This window comes from Paenibacillus sp. J22P165 (assembly GCF_059692015.1).
Window position 1 is genome coordinate 16,099 of record NZ_JCAUAP010000012.1, and the last position, 15,900, is coordinate 31,998.

The window sequence follows — 15,900 nt, forward strand, 5'->3', positions numbered from 1 at the left end:
AAAAATGCAAGATCTATACGATTTCATAATCTACTTGTTGGATTACGGAGAAGACTAAATCGATCAACTCAGCACGAGCATGATGAATAAAGCCTAATGACGTTTGTTGTAGATATTCAATGGATATACAAGACGTCAACATAATTTTGCTTGAGAACACGTACATGGACAACTCATAGTCAGAAGCGACATTCTTGATAACATCGCTAATGTTTGTTCTTTTATACGACTCCGGCAGCTCAATGGCATACATTAGATAAAGTGGTTCCTGCCCGGTTTGGTTCATATGAAATATTTCTTTATAAGGAGTGTTTCCTTGTAAACGCCAAAGAAAACCGAATTTATACTGCGAGTCTTCCTCCCACACTTGCTCGAACTGGGCTGTTAACTCGATAAATTGCTGACGATAATAGTGGATTAAATTCATAGATGGCCCTCACAATTCGTTTAGAAGTTCTAACACTACTTAGATCATATCTAGAAAGTGTTGTGAAACTTCTATCTCGCATTTTAGGGAAGCATGTTTTTTACTCACACTTCCCTAACGAATCCGAGATGGCGTGGGGACTTGTTACTTATTCTCATTTATAAATGCCGTAACCCGACTAATCCAAGTTTCTTCCGAATCGGCCAGTAAGGTATGCCAACCAATAACTCTAGCAGGCGCAAGGTTTCGCTCTTGATCATCCACGAACAAGATCGCCGCTTGCTCATTGGCAAAATACGTGCGAACTAGCTCGTACACCTCACTATTTGGTTTGCAGTACCCCACCTCGCTCGAAATCGTTGTACTTTTTAAATAGGGGAGAATGGGATTCAGCAGATGTGTCAGCCATTCGATTCGATGATTACTGAGCAAGTGAATATCCGCGTGCTGACTCCAAGCTTCCAGATGCTGCATCGCCGCTAACGGTTTTAATTGTTGGAGTATCCATGAACGATCGACCTTGTTGTTCAGCTCTGGAAACAAATCGTTTAACCAGATCCAGAAGTCTTCTTCCTTCATTTTACCAACCCACAGATCGCCCTTAATTTCTTTAAAGCGATGAGGCAAGGAAACTAACGACTCGCCCTCCGTGCCACTAGAAAATCCATTCCAAGCTTGCGGTGAGAAATTCGTTACGAGCACGCCAGCAACATCAAGAACCAATTGCGGTCTAGCCATGCTACCTCCCCCTTTCCCCTATTAGAATTAGCGTTTCTGTAAGGCAACCCACATTGATTTATTACGGAATTCTTCCTCCGAACCGAGCTCTCTTCCAAACCAGGCAGGTGGCACAAACTGCTGCGCAGCCTGCAAATCAGGGAACTCGACTTCAACGACAAGCAAATCAATTTGTTTATACTCATCGATTTCATAAGTAAATCCATTCGCTTCAAGGGTCGTACGAATTTTCTCTAACGGAATTAATCCCGTACGCTCCAGCAACTGTTTATAGATGGACTCCGTAATGCTGTACTCGACTTCTTCTCGCACCATCCCGTGTCCCGATTTGAAGGTATGCGTATACTGTGATTCTCCTGAGCTATCAATGAGCTGGCGGACGCGAATTTCTTGGTCGTCGGAGAAAGCCAAATAGGTTTGATAAATATATTGCTTAGACACTTGGGTCAACTCGTTATTCGCTAGTGCAGCCGCAGGAAATGCGGGCAATAAATACTTTCTTTCAATCTCGGCACCCATAATTCGGTTAGCCCCTCTCTATTTGTTCATTGTTCGAAAACGAACCGGTGAAATCTCGTTCCATACTCGAAACATTTTACCAAAATGAAACTCATCTGCAAATCCACAAGCATCCGCGATCGCCTTCATCGGCTCATCGGTCAGTAAAAGCATCGTCTTCGCTTGCTCATTCCGAACCTGATTTAGATACGCCTTTGGCGAGATACCCACGTGCTTCATAAACATTTTACGCAACTGCGAGACAGAGATATGGTATGTTTTCGCCAACTCCTCCAGACGAATGGGCTGATGATAGCAAGTTTCGATCCACATCTTTGCTTGTTGAAAGGCTTTCATATAAGGGTCACTGGACGTATCTGTATCGCGCATGAATTGAATTAGCCGCACTAAGACATACTGGAATTCAGCCTGCCGTATTTCTGGATCTGTTCCATGCAAGGACCATAAGCGGGTAAGTTGTGCTTCCAGCCAATCCGATTGCTCAACGGTGTACAGTTTATAGAAGGGAATCGGCAGCGAATCTACAGGAATTGGCTTCAACCAATTAAGGTTTTCATAGGGAATATGCCAGGCATCAAAAAGGAGCATCCTAATACATAACGGCTTGTCTGTAGAAGATGTCATCGTGAGTGTAAATCCAGGCTTTAAATACAACAAATTCCCAGCGTGCACGTGCAGCGGCACATCATCAGTCTCATGGCGAAATTCCCCTTCACCACTCATAATCCAATACAGCGAGTGTACATCTGTCGTATTACGGATATCTTTCCAACCGGGGACTGGTGGCTTCTCGTACGAGAGTCGATGATGATAAATTCGGTGGTTATTCAAAAGAATGATTCACCAACCTTGTAGCGATTTTGACAAATAGCGTTGCGGTTTATCCATTCAAATTAAATCTTCTTCTATGATACGCTATACGAAACATACATGAAAGGGGCTTAATGAACGTGATACGTACTTTTCAGCAGCATAACTTGCGACCTACCCGAATTTTGGATGGATTATGGGATTTCATCACAGATCCTAACAATAAAGGTGTTTCCGAAGATTGGGCTTCTCACTTTCCAGCGAGTTCAAAAAAATCCGTCGTTCCTTCCTGTTGGAATAATGAATTAGGTACTTATGATTATATTGGCGCAGCTTGGTACCGCACATATTTTGATACCCTGCAAGAAGCGAATATTCGACTGGTCTTTGAAGGCATTCTTCATCATGCAGATGTCTACGTAGACGGACAACATATCGGTTACCACTTTGGCGGGTTTACACAATTCTCCATGATTCTCCCACACCTCGCAACAGGCAAGCATGAGCTTGTGATTCGTGTTGATAATACGGTGGATTGGCAAACACTGCCGACGGACATTGCCGATTGGCACTCTTACGGGGGCATTATTCGTTCTGTTGAGCTACAAGAGTTGCCTGACGTCTATATTGATTCGCTGAAAATAGATTATCAATTAAATAACAATACGGCTGATGTTCAGCTGCACATTCAAGTAAGTTCCTTAAGCCAAGAAGATTGCCAAATTGATGTAAGTGCTAGTACAGATGAACTTTCCCTATCCGCTGCTCATGTCACGGTCGGTGCTGGTCAAACGACTAGCGTCTCCCTAAGTGGAAGCCTAGCTAATATTAAGCGTTGGGACGTTGGTCAACCTGCGCTTTATACTTTTACGGTTAAAGCTGGTGATGATGATCTCATCGATCGGACTGGCTTCCGTACCATTGAAGTACAGGGCAGTGATATCCTACTAAATGGCAAAAAGCTCTATCTTCAAGGTGTGAATCGTCATGAAGAGCACCCAGAGTGGGGATTCGCATTTCCACCGAAACTGATGTTGAAAGATCTGGACATTTTGACCGATATGGGCTGCAATATCGTTCGCGGCTCTCATTATCCACAAAGCCAGTTCTGGATCGATCTGCTTGATGAGCACGGGATGCTGCTCTGGAGCGAGATCCCGATGTGGGGTTGTTTCATGAGTGTGGAAACGCTGGCAAGCCCGATCTTCAGAGAGCGCGGCGTTCACATGCTGGGCGAAATGATCAGCCGCGACTACCATCATCCTTCTATCATTTTCTGGGGCGCGCACAATGAAATCGATACACGGACTCAGGAAGCGCTGGAACTGACGAAAGCTTTCGTAAGCAAAATTCGCAGCATGGACTCTAGCAGGCTCGTCACTTATGCGACTATGCAACCTGAGGAAGATATCGTATTATCTTACTTTGACGTCATTGGGATTAACAAATATTATGGCTGGTACGAAGGCAGCGTTGACGGATTTAGTACTATGCTGCAGAACTACTATAAGAATGCCGAGAAACAAGGCGCTGGCGGCAAGCCTGTGATCATGAGCGAGTTCGGCGCAGCGGGCATTTTCGGAGACGCAGGCTGGGAACCACGCCTCTTCAGTGAAGATTATCAAGCTGACGTCGTCACGCGCGCATTGAAAATCTTCCGCGACGATCCGCGCATCGTCGGCACGCTGATCTGGCACTTTGCCGACATTCGCGTCGATGTGCGGAGCGACCGTCCTTACTTCCGCGACCGCGCGCGGAGCTTCAATAATAAAGGATTGCTCAGCGAGTATCGCAAGCCGAAATTGGCTTATCGCTTAGTGAAGGAGATTTATCGCTCCGAACGGTAGGAGAAAATAGAAGGAGCTAAGGGGATGTTGCCCTTAGCTCCTTTGTTTTTTTCAGATGCGCTTACGCGACTTTGGTCATCTCATTTGTGTAAAATATCGTCCTTCAACGTAGACACCTTCGCCAACACTTGATCAATCTTATCTGCCCCCACCTCAAAATGAGCAAGCGCATCATGAAGATGTGTCACAATCGCTGTAAAATGTTCCTCCTGCAGATTCATCCCAGCATGCACTTTAGCCATGGATGCCCCTGTATACTGGTTCGGTCCCCCTACCGCAAAACTAATAAATTTCGCCTGATGCTTGCGCTGCTTTTCCATATCCGTGTTGATAAAAAAGTGATTGACGGTCTCATCTGCCAAAACCAGCTCATAGAAGTAGTCCACTACAGCCGTAATAGCCCCTTCTCCGCCAAGCTTTTCGTATAACGTTGGTTCACTCACTATGTATATCCTCCTTCAGAAATAAAAGACATCTCCTTATTTTATCCAAAAGGTTGCAAAATTATCTAATGATTCCGGACTCCGCCCTTGTCCCGCACACCGTCAATCTAGTATGCATTCTATATACTGTTACAGATGCTAACTAGAAACGAGGTGATTGGAATGGCTTGTGTTAAAATTAGAGCTGTTCGTCAACCTGACTTAGTTTTGATCCGTTGGTCTAGAAATCCTTTGATTGCAGGCTCTCCGCGAAGGATTACTGCTGTACGTGTAATTGGCAGTTCACAACCTTGCCGGGCTACCTTGGTAACCAATGGTTTGCTTAGTACGGCATTAAGCTGTTTATTGGACGATTTCAGAATCGTCTACCAGAAAAGAACGACAAGCATAAGCGGATATTTGTTGCTGCAACGTTTTCGCATACAATCATAGGAACTGAAGGAGCAGCTGAGACTGCTCTTTTTTAATAGACTCGGTCTGTAGCGTCTACAAGGATTCGACCTCCTTCTGCCTGAATCATACCCTATTCGCACCAGCCTCTCTCTGAGACGTCGATATTCGACGTCTCGGTCCCTACATATGAGCCAGTCGGACGAAACTCTCGCTTGAGACGCCCGAAATTGCTCGCTCAGTTGCTATTTCGCACCAGTCCCCCTCCGAGACGTCGAAAATCGACGTCTTGGTCCCAACACATGGGCTCGACGGACGAACTCTCGCTTGAGACGCCCGAAATTGCTGGCTCAGTCGCTATTTCACACCAGTCCCCTTCTGAGACGTCGAAATTCGACGTCTCGGTCCCAACACATGGGCTCGACGGACTAAACTCTCGCGTGAGACGTCCGAAATTGCTGGCTCGGTCGCTCTTTCGCACCAGCCTCTCTCCGAGACGTCGATATTCGACGTCTCAGTCCCTACATGAGCTTGACGGACGAAACTCTCGTGTGAGACGTCCGAAATTGCTGGCTCAGTCGCTCTTTCGCACCTGTCCCCTTCTGAGACGTCGAAAATCAACGCCTCGGTCCCTACACATGAGCCGGACGGACGAAACTCTCGTGTGAGACGTCCGAAATCGCTCGCTCAGTCGCTCTTCCGCACCAGCCTCCCCTCCGAGACGTCCAAATTCGACGTCTCGATCCCTACGCATGAGTCGGACTGAGACGTCCTTGCTTACATCTCACCCCAAACAAAAAAAGGGACCTAGCCAACGGGGCCAGGTCCAAAGTTTATATTAAAAAAGGGGGTCTTGTTTATTATAATACCCTTCTTATGTTAGAGAACTGTAACGGGAATGTTCCAATTGTGTTACAAATTGTTTGAAATTCCCAGCCGACACTTCCCGTGGTCTTACTTCAACAATTTTCGAAGACCAACCTGCGGTGCCTCGAGCGGGAAATATTCCAGCCCCATATGCCCCTCAAAGCCAGTCTCATCAATAGCTTTAAAAATCTGTTCATAGTTCAACTCACCATTGTCGAGCTCATGTCTGCCAGGGTTGCCTGCCGCATGAAAATGGCCGATCCAAGCAATATTCTCTCGAATGTTAGCGATGACATTTCCTTCAGTGATTTGTTGATGATAAATATCAAATAAGATCTTCACAAATGGGCTTCCAACTTGTTTTATGATGTGGAAAGCTTCTTCTGAAGAAGCTAGGAAGTATCCTTGGTGATTGACACGCGTATTCAGCGGCTCAATTAGCAGCGTTATGCCCTCTTTTTCCAAAATAGGCACACATGCCCGCAGTCCTTCAATCAGTGATTGCGCCTGCGCCTCTCGCGACACGTCTTCAAGTTCTTGTCCTACTTGGGTAATGAGCTGGGTACAATTCAATCGCTTTGCAACGGCGATCGATTCGATGAGTCCCTCAAGATAAGCACTACGTTGCGCAGGATCCACTAAGCTCGCGAATTTTGTACAAAATGTCGATATGGAGACACCCGCTTCAGCTACTGCTTCAGCAACGACGTCCACATCCTTTTGCCACCAGGACCAGAATTCAATCGTATCGTAACCGATCTCCTTCAACTCATTCACACTTTCCCTAAAATCACGCCCTCTATAGAGCGCATCCATACAAACGGAGAGCTTCATCCCAATCCCTCTTTCCATTCTAATCTTTCCCTATTGTATGGTAAAATGAAGCAAATGCCTATGTAAAAAACTACGATTGAAGTCCGTAGTAGCCAAAATGATATAACTAGGAGTCTCACTATGATACGAACACTTGCCGTCACAACCGACTACTCTGTGATACACGATCTCCCTCTTGAGGAGCTTTCCGCGCCATCAATTCGTTGGTACTGGGTTGATTTCTTTAACCCAGATGAGCAGGAAGCCGCAGAGCTCAAGGATCATTTTCACTTCCATCCCCTCGCCATTGAGGACTGCTTTCATTTCATGCAACGACCAAAAATCGATCATTATACGGATGTTCATTTCTTTGTCATGCATGCCATTAATGCGAAGACCCTGGATGCGGAAGAAGTCGATATGTTCCTCGGGAGCAACTATATCGTCACGTTTCACTTGCATGAATCCAGAGAAATAGAAGATGCCTGGACTCGCGTCTCCCAGCAAGTAAACATGCGAAATCAGGGTCAGATCTATGCCGCGTATTTAATACTAGATAATCTTGTCGATCATTATTTCCCTGGTGTCTATCAAATTGAAGACGCACTTGATGATATGGAAAACAATATGAAGGCTGAGGCTATTGATGCGTTAATGAATCAAGTTTTTGAAATTCGTTCCCAGCTATTGCAGTTACGCCGAACAATTGTCCCGATGCGTGACCTTCTGTACCGAATTATTAGTACGGATCGGATTGAGCAGGTACGCGAGCATCTCGTCTTTTTCACGGATATCCACGATCATCTACTTAAGCTATCTGAAATGATTGATTCGAATCGCGAGATTACAGCTGACATACGTGACAGTTACATCTCACTTAACTCGAACCGTATGAACACGATTATGAAAACATTAACGGTCATTACAACGATTTTCATGCCATTGACGTTTATTGCTGGGATCTATGGGATGAATTTTACTTATATGCCTGAGCTTGAGTGGCATTGGGGATATTTCGCCGTTCTCATCGTGATGGTGGGCATTGGATTAGGCATGTTCGGCTGGTTTCAGAAGAAAGGTTGGTTTAAATAATATCGATCAACGAAAAGAAATGAGCCCTCCTATTCGGAGGACTCAAACCAGCAATACTTTACCTTTGCAAAGTGAGGGAACGAAGTGATATGAAGAAGTTACAAGAGCTACAGAGTGCTGAAGCTTCGGAAGAGCAACCGTTCAGCTATGCAATCGATGATTATACGAATCATTTCCTAGCTGCCTATCCTGTGCACTGTGAATTTCGAACGATTCCTCTCGAACAGCAGCTGTTGCATTCACATAATGGCTATGAAATCTACCTTGTCCTACAGGGCAGCGGCACTTATATTGTCGGCGATCGCATATATCCGCTGCATGCAGGGAGCTTAACGATCATTCATCCCCATGTCATTCATCGACCGTTCCATGGACAAAGCAAAGAATTTCACCGCTATGTCTTATCCATAGATGAGACTTATTTGGATCACCTGCACGCCATTTGTCAGCTATCGAATTTATCCATTTCACGACAACTTTCCGATCATCATCCGGATTCTAGTCATTATTTCCTGAGCGCCCAGCAGTTAGATCGTGTCCAGTCGATATTCGCTGAGCTTACACACGCTTTACTAACACGTGAGATGGGCTATGAGCTGATTGTGCTGAGAAGCATTGCCGACTTTTTTCTTATCGTATTTGGCTTGCAGGGTGAGCAAGGTGAGCAAGCTTCGACACATACAGGTTACCAGCACCTTGCCCATGATGTACTCTCCTACTTGATTGGTCATTATCAAGAACCCTTGTTGATTGAAGATCTCGTAACACGCTTTCCTGTCTCACGTTCTCAACTATTCACCTTATTTAAAGAGACTACCGGTACGACCATTAAACAATTCCTGATCGAGTATCGCCTGAATAAGGCGAAGCGCTTGCTAATGGAGACGGATTTGGCCGTCTCTGAGGTTTCATCAACCGTCGGGTTTGGCGACATGTCGCATTTCTTCCACGTGTTCAAAAAAGTAACCGGCCTTACGCCTAAGCAGTATCGTGTTGAGGCTTTTAAACGGAGGAACAAAACCTTTTGGTCATGATGATTCCAGCCAAATTGATCGTCTAGGCGATGCGAGCAGCATTAGCTGATCTTTTAACAGTTACGTCACTTGCTCAAGTAAACTTTGCGGCAGCTGTACCCGATTATTCCGATAAAAATCATTTGTCTTCCCCGGTACTGTTGGCACCGTAATCGACATCTGATCTTCCTTGGTCGCTATTGTAGCTGTCACAGAATTCCCCTCTTGTCGAACATCAACCTCCGGCAGTTGGTCATCCGCATCGCCAAGGGAAAGTTGGAATAGCCATATGGCTTTTTGAAGCGCATGGAAATCGAACGCCTTCTCCTCACCCGCATACACCACATAATCCAAATAAAGCTCATCTCCACTGCGTTCTGCAGCTACCTCAAGTGAGCCGTAGTCGGACTCCTCCAGAATAGCTTCTACACGAAGCTGCGTATCTCCAAGTATCGTCGTCAGGCGTTTCCCCTCCACCAAACTAGGCAGCTCGAGTTCTTGCAGGTCACCGCCGAGCAACAATCGCATGCGCAGATCCTTCGCTTGGAACTTGCCGTTGATCACATCCAAATCCTGATGCCAATCGCCATTATCCGTCGCCAAATTAAAGCTATACAGCACCTGATTACGTGATTGCACGCCCGTGAAAATGGCAGAGCAGAAGTCACGTCCATCTTTTAAAAACTGCAGCTGAACGAATACTTTCTTACCGCCCACATCCACGAAGGCTAATAAGTTACGGCGTTGATTCCACATACTCCCGATCGTGTAGCTTCCGAGCGAAAGCTTTTCATTTTGATACGTAGTCGCATAGTTTTGATACCCAGTCTCTGCTGCCAGCAACGTTGGCTCCATGAAATACCGTTCCTCATTTAAGCTAAATAAAGCATGATAATGCTCTGGACATTTTATCCCTTTCGGTTCCTTGTTAAGCGCATTTCCCAGGAAATGCTTCTCTCGCGCTGTCATCAACGTGGAATAAGTCCGACTGTATGGGCCGCCCCACTCGCCAGTAGCTGGATGGTAATGCTTTGCAATCATCCCCCAAGCAATATCCAATAGCTGTTCAGCAAGCGCTACAGCCTCCGTTGACTGCGACTCCTGATAGATGCTATCCAGTTCTTCAATTGCCAGTGGCGAATAACATGGACTGTTATATTCCGAGAACGTACCAATACCTGAAGTAAACACATGGAATCGCTTCAAGCGCTGTTCCCCATAACTCTGAATCTCATGATCCCCCAACAGCTCGCCACCAACCAGTGTGACAAATGCCCCCATGATCGCAATGTTCGTATAATGAGGTCCAACATTTCGAATCATTATTGCTTGGCAGGCGTGATAAATAGCTTCACGAATCTGATTAATTAATGGTTGCGGGAGGGAGTCTGCATACTTTTTCAAAATAAGAACCAAACGCTTTCCATGGAAATCTGCCATGTTCCAGTCCGGACGATCCATTTCATCTAATGATTCTTCATAAAAATAAGGCCAGATCCCATAAGAAGCACGAGTTGCATCTCGATCCTGTTGAGCAATGACGACCTCGAGAATCTCGGTTGCTCTATGCACATAGTCTTCACTGCCATAGCTAAGCAAATTGTAGGCATAACATAAAGAAGGATACAAAGCGAATACAAACGGGTGCGTCTGCGGCTTGAGTGCCGTATGATACGTTGCCGTGAGTGGTGTTCGAATTAATTTAATCTTATCATCGTAATCTTCCTCTTTAGCTTGAATAGCCTTTAATAGTTCATCTCTATCCATGTTCTACCATCTCCATTTGAAGTAGTTTCGCGAACAGCATGAGCACGAGACCTTGTCCGTAAAGCGTTGGGTACGTTGGGATATCGTCTTGATAAGCCTGAATCGTTGGCATCACGGGTGTGCCGCCGGACACCCCATTCACGACACCTTCCTCCGTTATATAGGGGACAATGGATGTAAACACGCGCTCCACCGAAGCAGAAGTCTTATCTTGAGAAGGAATTAAGCCCTGCTCCATCCCTTTCAATAGACCATAGGCAATACCAGCACTTCCCGACACTTCCTTATAAAAATGAGGTTGATCCATGACCGTACTCCACAGCCCATCCTCATGCTGGTAGGCAAGCAATCCGCTCATGAGGCGTCCGTATCTCTCCGAAAGCTCATCTGGGATCTTAACCAAATGTTTAATTTCTTCCACGATCATTGGAATACCTGCCGCGATCCAGGCATTCGCTCTTGTCCAATGTGCGGCCGACATATGATCGCCAGAGGCGCAATTCCAGCCATGGAAAAGAACATTCGTCTCGTCATCCTGCAGCACACGAAGGTGAATCAACACCTGCTTCAACGCCTCTTCTGCATAAGTGGAATTGCCGACTAAAGAAGCCGTTCGCGCTAGAAACAGAACTGCCATGAAAATTGTATCCGCCCACACCTGTTCAGCGAATGCCACATTCTCCGTAACGGTGTGCTCGAAGGCATCTTCCCTTGTTCGCGGCGTTTCCTTAATCAGCCATTCAGCTACGCGAACCGCTTCATCTCGGAACCACTCATCATTCGTAGCACGATATAGCGCTGGGAAAATCGCATAAGGCGCGATCGAATTGATCACCTTGGTGCCTTTAGCTTTTTCACTATTAAGCTTCACCCATTCCTGCAAATAGGCCAATACCTCTGAATGACGAGTCACCTCGTAATATTCCAACATCGCAATCACACCCACACCTGGTACCCAGTCCCAGTGATGAATATCCATTCCCCATTCACCGGAATGATCTTTTATCATTTCTTGCCATACCTTTTTCGCGTTGTTTGCATACGTAGAATTCATTGCTTTAGCAGCTCCCTCTTATTAAATGACTATCTACAGCGTAGCATCATTTGCCTAAGAGTTGCTTGGGCTTCCGTCTCAAAAACATGGGGAATCGTCCAGAAGAATAGGCCGGATTTTCACAAAACTTTTCCAGCTGCTATTTTACCGTTATACTAAATGGATACAACTGGTAGATGGAGGTGTAGACAATGGCTTGGTCTGAATTACATAAGGTACCTAATGAATACAGTGATGCAATGAGGAAGATTGATGAATCCCTTCTTCAGCTTTTAACAGAGCGCAAATCCCTTGCAAAAGGAAGACGGTTTTACCCAGAGAAGGAAGTCCTGCAAGAATGGTCTGCTCGATTCGGGATCGAGATCCCACAGATCAACTGGCTGCTGAACAATTTAAATGAGAACTATCCAACTATGCCGAATGAGCCCGGCGATTTGGAGCATGTGATGCCCATCATGAAGACATCGGTGGTTGGTGACTTTTCGTATACATTGACACATGCGATGCAGCATCAGCACAGTAGTATTGTTTACGTCGAAATTAAGCTCTGTCAAATCGATGCACATTTCAGCAACTTCCGTCCACAGCTCCAGCTTGATATTCATGGGAGTGAGAACTATCGTATCATCAGAAATGGTTCAAGGGGTGGTGGGGGTCAGACACAAATCACCTATCTCGTCACACCTCGTTTACCTGATCATGTAGAGGGACTACATTTTTCGTTAATCCCGTATGCCAGCCCGATGGAATCTCCACCCAAAGAAATTATCTTAGATCAAGAAGTTCAATTTGATTAGCTGGTTTCTTGAGGCAAACAATAATGAAACCCCCAATTCGACGCAAAATCGCATTGGGGGTTTTTCAATGAACTTGCAGTTTAGTTAGTTAATCTTTATAGGGATCAATCGTTTGAATCGTACCGTCTTCATTATAATTGAGTTCGGTGTATTTCACGCAGCGTTTGTGATCAACGCCCTCGGACAAGGAGCTGTCATGGTAAAATAAGTACCATTTATCCTCAAATTGTACAATGGAATGATGGGTAGTCCAACCAATAACGGGCTTAAGAATCGTGCCTTTGAAAACAAACGGACCCGTCGGGCTTTTACTCATTGCATATACTAAGTAGTGCGTCGAACCAGTTGAATAGGAAAGGTAGTAGTAGTCATTGTATTTGTGCATCCAAGGCCCTTCAAAATATCTTCTATCCTCGTCTCCAGCTACGATTGGATTGCCTTCTTCATCGACAATCGAAATTTCTCGAGGCGCTTCTTTGAACGTCAGCATATCCTCAGACAGTTCCGCCACTTGCGGTCCCAATGCAGGCTCGGATCCAGCAGGACCGGCCGCATCCGCAATAAACGCACCCGTCTGCCATTTCTCTAACTGGCCTCCCCACAGACCGCCGAAATACATATAAGCTTTGTCATCTTCATCCACGAACACAGCGGGGTCAATACTGAAACTGCCCGGAATATAATTTTCTTGCGGTGTGAAAGGTCCGGTCGGAGAAGAGCTTGTAGCAACCCCGATACGGAAAATTTGATCATGATCTCTTGCCGGGAAAAAGAGGTAGTAGGTATCGTTCTTAAAAGAGGCATCCGGAGCCCATAATTGCTGCTTGGCCCATGGAATATTTTTCAAATGCAGCGCTTCACCGTGGTCGACACAAGGAGAATTAAAATCATCCATGGAAAGGACATGATAGTCCTCCATTTTATATTGGTCTCCGTTATCATTAGAAGGTTCATCATGATCTAAATCGTGAGAAGGATAAATGTAAATTTTTCCGTTAAATACATGTGCTGAAGGATCGGCAGTAAAAATGTGTGTAACTAACGGTTGTTTTGGCGCTACAGGTGTAGTCATGTCCATATTCTCCTTTAGATCGAATAAATTAGTTTATTCATTAAACTTACTAACTTGATTATAGCAATGGTGCTATCTTACTAGCAAGTAAAAAATAACCGTAATTCCTTATGCCACTCAGAAGGAAACTCTCATTAAAATTGCTCAATACAAAGAAAAGCCCATCAATTGGACTTTTCTTTGTTCTCACTTAACAGGGAGCGATCGTTGTTGTTGATGACTTTCAATAGCCAATTCAATAAGCTTAATGGTCTCATTGGCTTCTTGGGGATAAACAGGCGACTTAGCTCCATGTACGATAGCCTCATATAATTGGGTGTAATAGGTACCATAATTGCCAGCACTCGTTTGAATATGACCTTCAAATTCCAATCCTTGCAAAGTGGTGTGCAGCCGTCCCCACTCCGATGCAGCTTCTTTCCCCCAATTTGGGGAAGACGGTGAGAAGCCCTGCAACAACGCCTGTTCCTGCGGATCCATGCCGAATTTCACATATGAGCCAGCTGTGCCATGAATTAAAAACCGCGGTCGCGATTGTTTGGCGAGCATACTAGATTTCAATGTTGCTTTCATCTGATCATAATGAAAGGTGATGTCGAAATAATCAACAACCTGTATCCCTGTGCGCTGTGTTCGAAGATCCGCTGTTAAGGCATGGGGAATCCCGAATAATACGACAGCTTGATCGATTAAATGTGAGCCTAGGTCAAATAAGGTCCCAGAGGCAAACGGTGAAGATTGTCTCCATGAATGTGGATTTGGATTCGGCTGAAATCGATCGTAATGGGACTCGTACTCAACCGTTTCGCCTAAACATCCACTCTCAAGAAGCCGTTGTACGGTAATAAAATCACCATCCCATCTCCGATTGTGATAAACAGAGAGGACTTTCTTAACATCTTCCGAGAGGCGAATCAGCTTCTCGCCTTCTAGTGAATTGACTGTAAAAGGCTTCTCGACGACTACGTGTTTGCCCGCTTGCAGTGCTTTGGCAACAATTTCATAATGTAGGATATTGGGCATTGCGATGATTACAAGATCAATTTGAGCGTCAAAGAGTACCTCTTCCCAGTCAGCTGTCCAACCTGCGTGCGGGTATGCGCCTTGCGCTTGTCCCTTTCCGGTTCTATCACTAATCCGATGCAGCTTGAATCGAGCGTCCGCATCAAGGAAGGGAGCGTGAAAGATTCTCCCTGAAAATCCAAAACCAATAAGCCCGACATGTAGGGGTCGCATAGATATTCAATAACCTCCTGATACATAGTTTTAGTGAAACGTTTTTCCACTCCGATCCGATTCCTCACACCCTAACCAAACTGTTCAACCTCTTCCAGTGTCGGCAACGAGCTTTGTGCACCATGCCTTGTGACTGTTATGGCGGCTACTTTCTGTGCGAATGTGATGGCTCTATCTACGTTTCGGTGCTTCAAATAATCTGCTGCAAAGCCCGCAATAAAACTGTCACCAGCAGCCGTGGTATCCTTCGCTACGACCTTATGGGCTGCATATATCTTCGTAGCGTAATTATCTACATAGCAGCAGCCTTTCTCACCCAATGTGATCAGCACAGCACGAACCCCTTTATCTAACAACCACTGGGCTGCCTTTTGGAGAGAAGCTTGATCGGTAATCTGTATCCCTGTTAAGCTCTGGAGCTCATGCTCATTCGGGATTAAGAAATCCACGAACTCCCATATTTCCTCACTAAGCACTTGCGCAGGTGCCGGATTCAATATCGTTGTTTTACCCAAATCTTTCGCCATGCGAAGGGTATGCTCAACCGTTTGCAGTGGAATTTCAAGCTGCAGCACTACGATTTCACTTTGCTCGATGGCCCGCTTTTGATTGTCAATATCATCCACCGACAGATCATAATTCGCGCCAGGTATCACGACAATATGATTATGACCAGACCGATTGACCGTAACGAAAGCGGTTCCTGTTGGGCACTCAGATGACAACATATAAGGTGTACCTACATGAGCTTGTTGAAGCGAGCTTATCAGCTTTAAGGCGTTGGTATCTTTCCCGACCTTGCCGATCATGTTCACCGCTGTTCCCAGCTTCCCCATCGCTACGGCCTGATTGGCTCCTTTCCCTCCTGCTGATTCTGTCATCCCGCTTCCCATCAGTGTCTCTCCTTCTTGGGGGAAATCACTAACCTGAATGACGATATCCATATTCAAACTGCCGACTACGACGATGTTTGCCTTCATATTCGTCAATCTCCTTTTGCTGTAAATGAATAATC

At 45.5% G+C, this 15,900-nt stretch carries 16 protein-coding genes; 5 read left to right on the top strand and 11 right to left on the bottom strand.

The features are described from left to right. Positions 1–13: 13 nt before the first annotated feature. From AC58QM_RS27485 to AC58QM_RS27500, 4 genes are all read right to left on the bottom strand, one after another. Positions 14–427, bottom strand: a complete 414-nt coding sequence (locus AC58QM_RS27485; protein ID WP_497287984.1) for a hypothetical protein — start codon at positions 425–427, stop codon at positions 14–16. A gap of 144 nt (positions 428–571) precedes the next feature. After that, the gene (locus AC58QM_RS27490) at positions 572–1,165 is read right to left on the bottom strand and encodes an HAD-IA family hydrolase (RefSeq protein ID WP_497287985.1); all 594 of its coding nucleotides are present in this window, start codon (positions 1,163–1,165) and stop codon (positions 572–574) included. A gap of 27 nt (positions 1,166–1,192) precedes the next feature. Beyond that, entirely contained in the window at positions 1,193–1,684 is a 492-nt protein-coding gene (locus AC58QM_RS27495; RefSeq protein ID WP_497287986.1) for a CYTH domain-containing protein, read from the bottom strand. Between the two features lie 18 nt (positions 1,685–1,702). Then, positions 1,703–2,515 (bottom strand): helix-turn-helix transcriptional regulator, encoded by an 813-nt coding sequence (locus AC58QM_RS27500; RefSeq protein WP_497287987.1) that lies wholly within the window; start codon positions 2,513–2,515, stop codon positions 1,703–1,705. Positions 2,516–2,634: 119 nt separating this feature from the next. On the opposite strand from AC58QM_RS27500, the gene AC58QM_RS27505 reads away from it, so the two are divergent. After that, on the top strand, positions 2,635–4,341 hold the full coding sequence (locus AC58QM_RS27505) for a glycoside hydrolase family 2 protein (RefSeq protein ID WP_497287988.1): 1,707 nt from the start codon (positions 2,635–2,637) through the stop codon (positions 4,339–4,341). Positions 4,342–4,421: 80 nt separating this feature from the next. On the opposite strand, the gene AC58QM_RS27510 is transcribed toward AC58QM_RS27505, so the two are convergent. After that, positions 4,422–4,784: a group I truncated hemoglobin gene (locus tag AC58QM_RS27510; protein WP_497287989.1), complete on the bottom strand. Its 363-nt coding sequence runs from the start codon at positions 4,782–4,784 to the stop codon at positions 4,422–4,424. Between the two features lie 162 nt (positions 4,785–4,946). On the opposite strand from AC58QM_RS27510, the gene AC58QM_RS27515 reads away from it, so the two are divergent. Continuing rightward, the gene (locus tag AC58QM_RS27515; protein WP_497287990.1) at positions 4,947–5,216 is read left to right on the top strand and encodes a hypothetical protein; all 270 of its coding nucleotides are present in this window, start codon (positions 4,947–4,949) and stop codon (positions 5,214–5,216) included. A gap of 912 nt (positions 5,217–6,128) precedes the next feature. On the opposite strand, the gene AC58QM_RS27520 is transcribed toward AC58QM_RS27515, so the two are convergent. After that, positions 6,129–6,893, bottom strand: coding sequence for a hydroxypyruvate isomerase family protein (locus AC58QM_RS27520; protein ID WP_497287991.1), 765 nt, complete (start codon positions 6,891–6,893; stop codon positions 6,129–6,131). 102 nt (positions 6,894–6,995) lie between these two features. Here AC58QM_RS27520 and corA point away from each other — a divergent pair, with 102 nt between their 5' ends. Further along, on the top strand, positions 6,996–7,946 hold the full coding sequence (corA, locus tag AC58QM_RS27525; protein ID WP_497287992.1) for a magnesium/cobalt transporter CorA: 951 nt from the start codon (positions 6,996–6,998) through the stop codon (positions 7,944–7,946). Positions 7,947–8,035: 89 nt separating this feature from the next. Further along, positions 8,036–8,980 carry a helix-turn-helix domain-containing protein gene (locus AC58QM_RS27530; RefSeq protein ID WP_497287993.1) on the top strand — a complete coding sequence of 315 codons (945 nt, stop codon included), beginning with the start codon at positions 8,036–8,038 and terminating at the stop codon, positions 8,978–8,980. A 60-nt stretch (positions 8,981–9,040) separates the two neighbouring features. On the opposite strand, the gene AC58QM_RS27535 is transcribed toward AC58QM_RS27530, so the two are convergent. Next, a complete protein-coding gene (locus AC58QM_RS27535) occupies positions 9,041–10,726 on the bottom strand; it encodes a DUF8769 domain-containing protein (protein WP_497287994.1) in 1,686 nt (561 codons plus the stop codon). Then, positions 10,719–11,780: a glycoside hydrolase family 88/105 protein gene (locus AC58QM_RS27540; RefSeq protein WP_497287995.1), complete on the bottom strand. Its 1,062-nt coding sequence runs from the start codon at positions 11,778–11,780 to the stop codon at positions 10,719–10,721. Before AC58QM_RS27540 ends, AC58QM_RS27535 begins: the two co-directional genes overlap by 8 nt. A gap of 191 nt (positions 11,781–11,971) precedes the next feature. On the opposite strand from AC58QM_RS27540, the gene AC58QM_RS27545 reads away from it, so the two are divergent. After that, positions 11,972–12,577: a hypothetical protein gene (locus tag AC58QM_RS27545; protein WP_497287996.1), complete on the top strand. Its 606-nt coding sequence runs from the start codon at positions 11,972–11,974 to the stop codon at positions 12,575–12,577. An 88-nt stretch (positions 12,578–12,665) separates the two neighbouring features. Here AC58QM_RS27545 and AC58QM_RS27550 read toward each other — a convergent pair whose 3' ends face one another. The 3 genes from AC58QM_RS27550 to rbsK form a co-directional block, all read right to left on the bottom strand. Then, a complete protein-coding gene (locus AC58QM_RS27550) occupies positions 12,666–13,649 on the bottom strand; it encodes a glycoside hydrolase family 43 protein (protein ID WP_497287997.1) in 984 nt (327 codons plus the stop codon). A 186-nt stretch (positions 13,650–13,835) separates the two neighbouring features. Beyond that, positions 13,836–14,885, bottom strand: a complete 1,050-nt coding sequence (locus tag AC58QM_RS27555) for a Gfo/Idh/MocA family oxidoreductase (RefSeq protein ID WP_497287998.1) — start codon at positions 14,883–14,885, stop codon at positions 13,836–13,838. Between the two features lie 71 nt (positions 14,886–14,956). Beyond that, positions 14,957–15,865, bottom strand: coding sequence for a ribokinase (rbsK, locus tag AC58QM_RS27560; RefSeq protein ID WP_497287999.1), 909 nt, complete (start codon positions 15,863–15,865; stop codon positions 14,957–14,959). Positions 15,866–15,900: the final 35 nt, after the last annotated feature.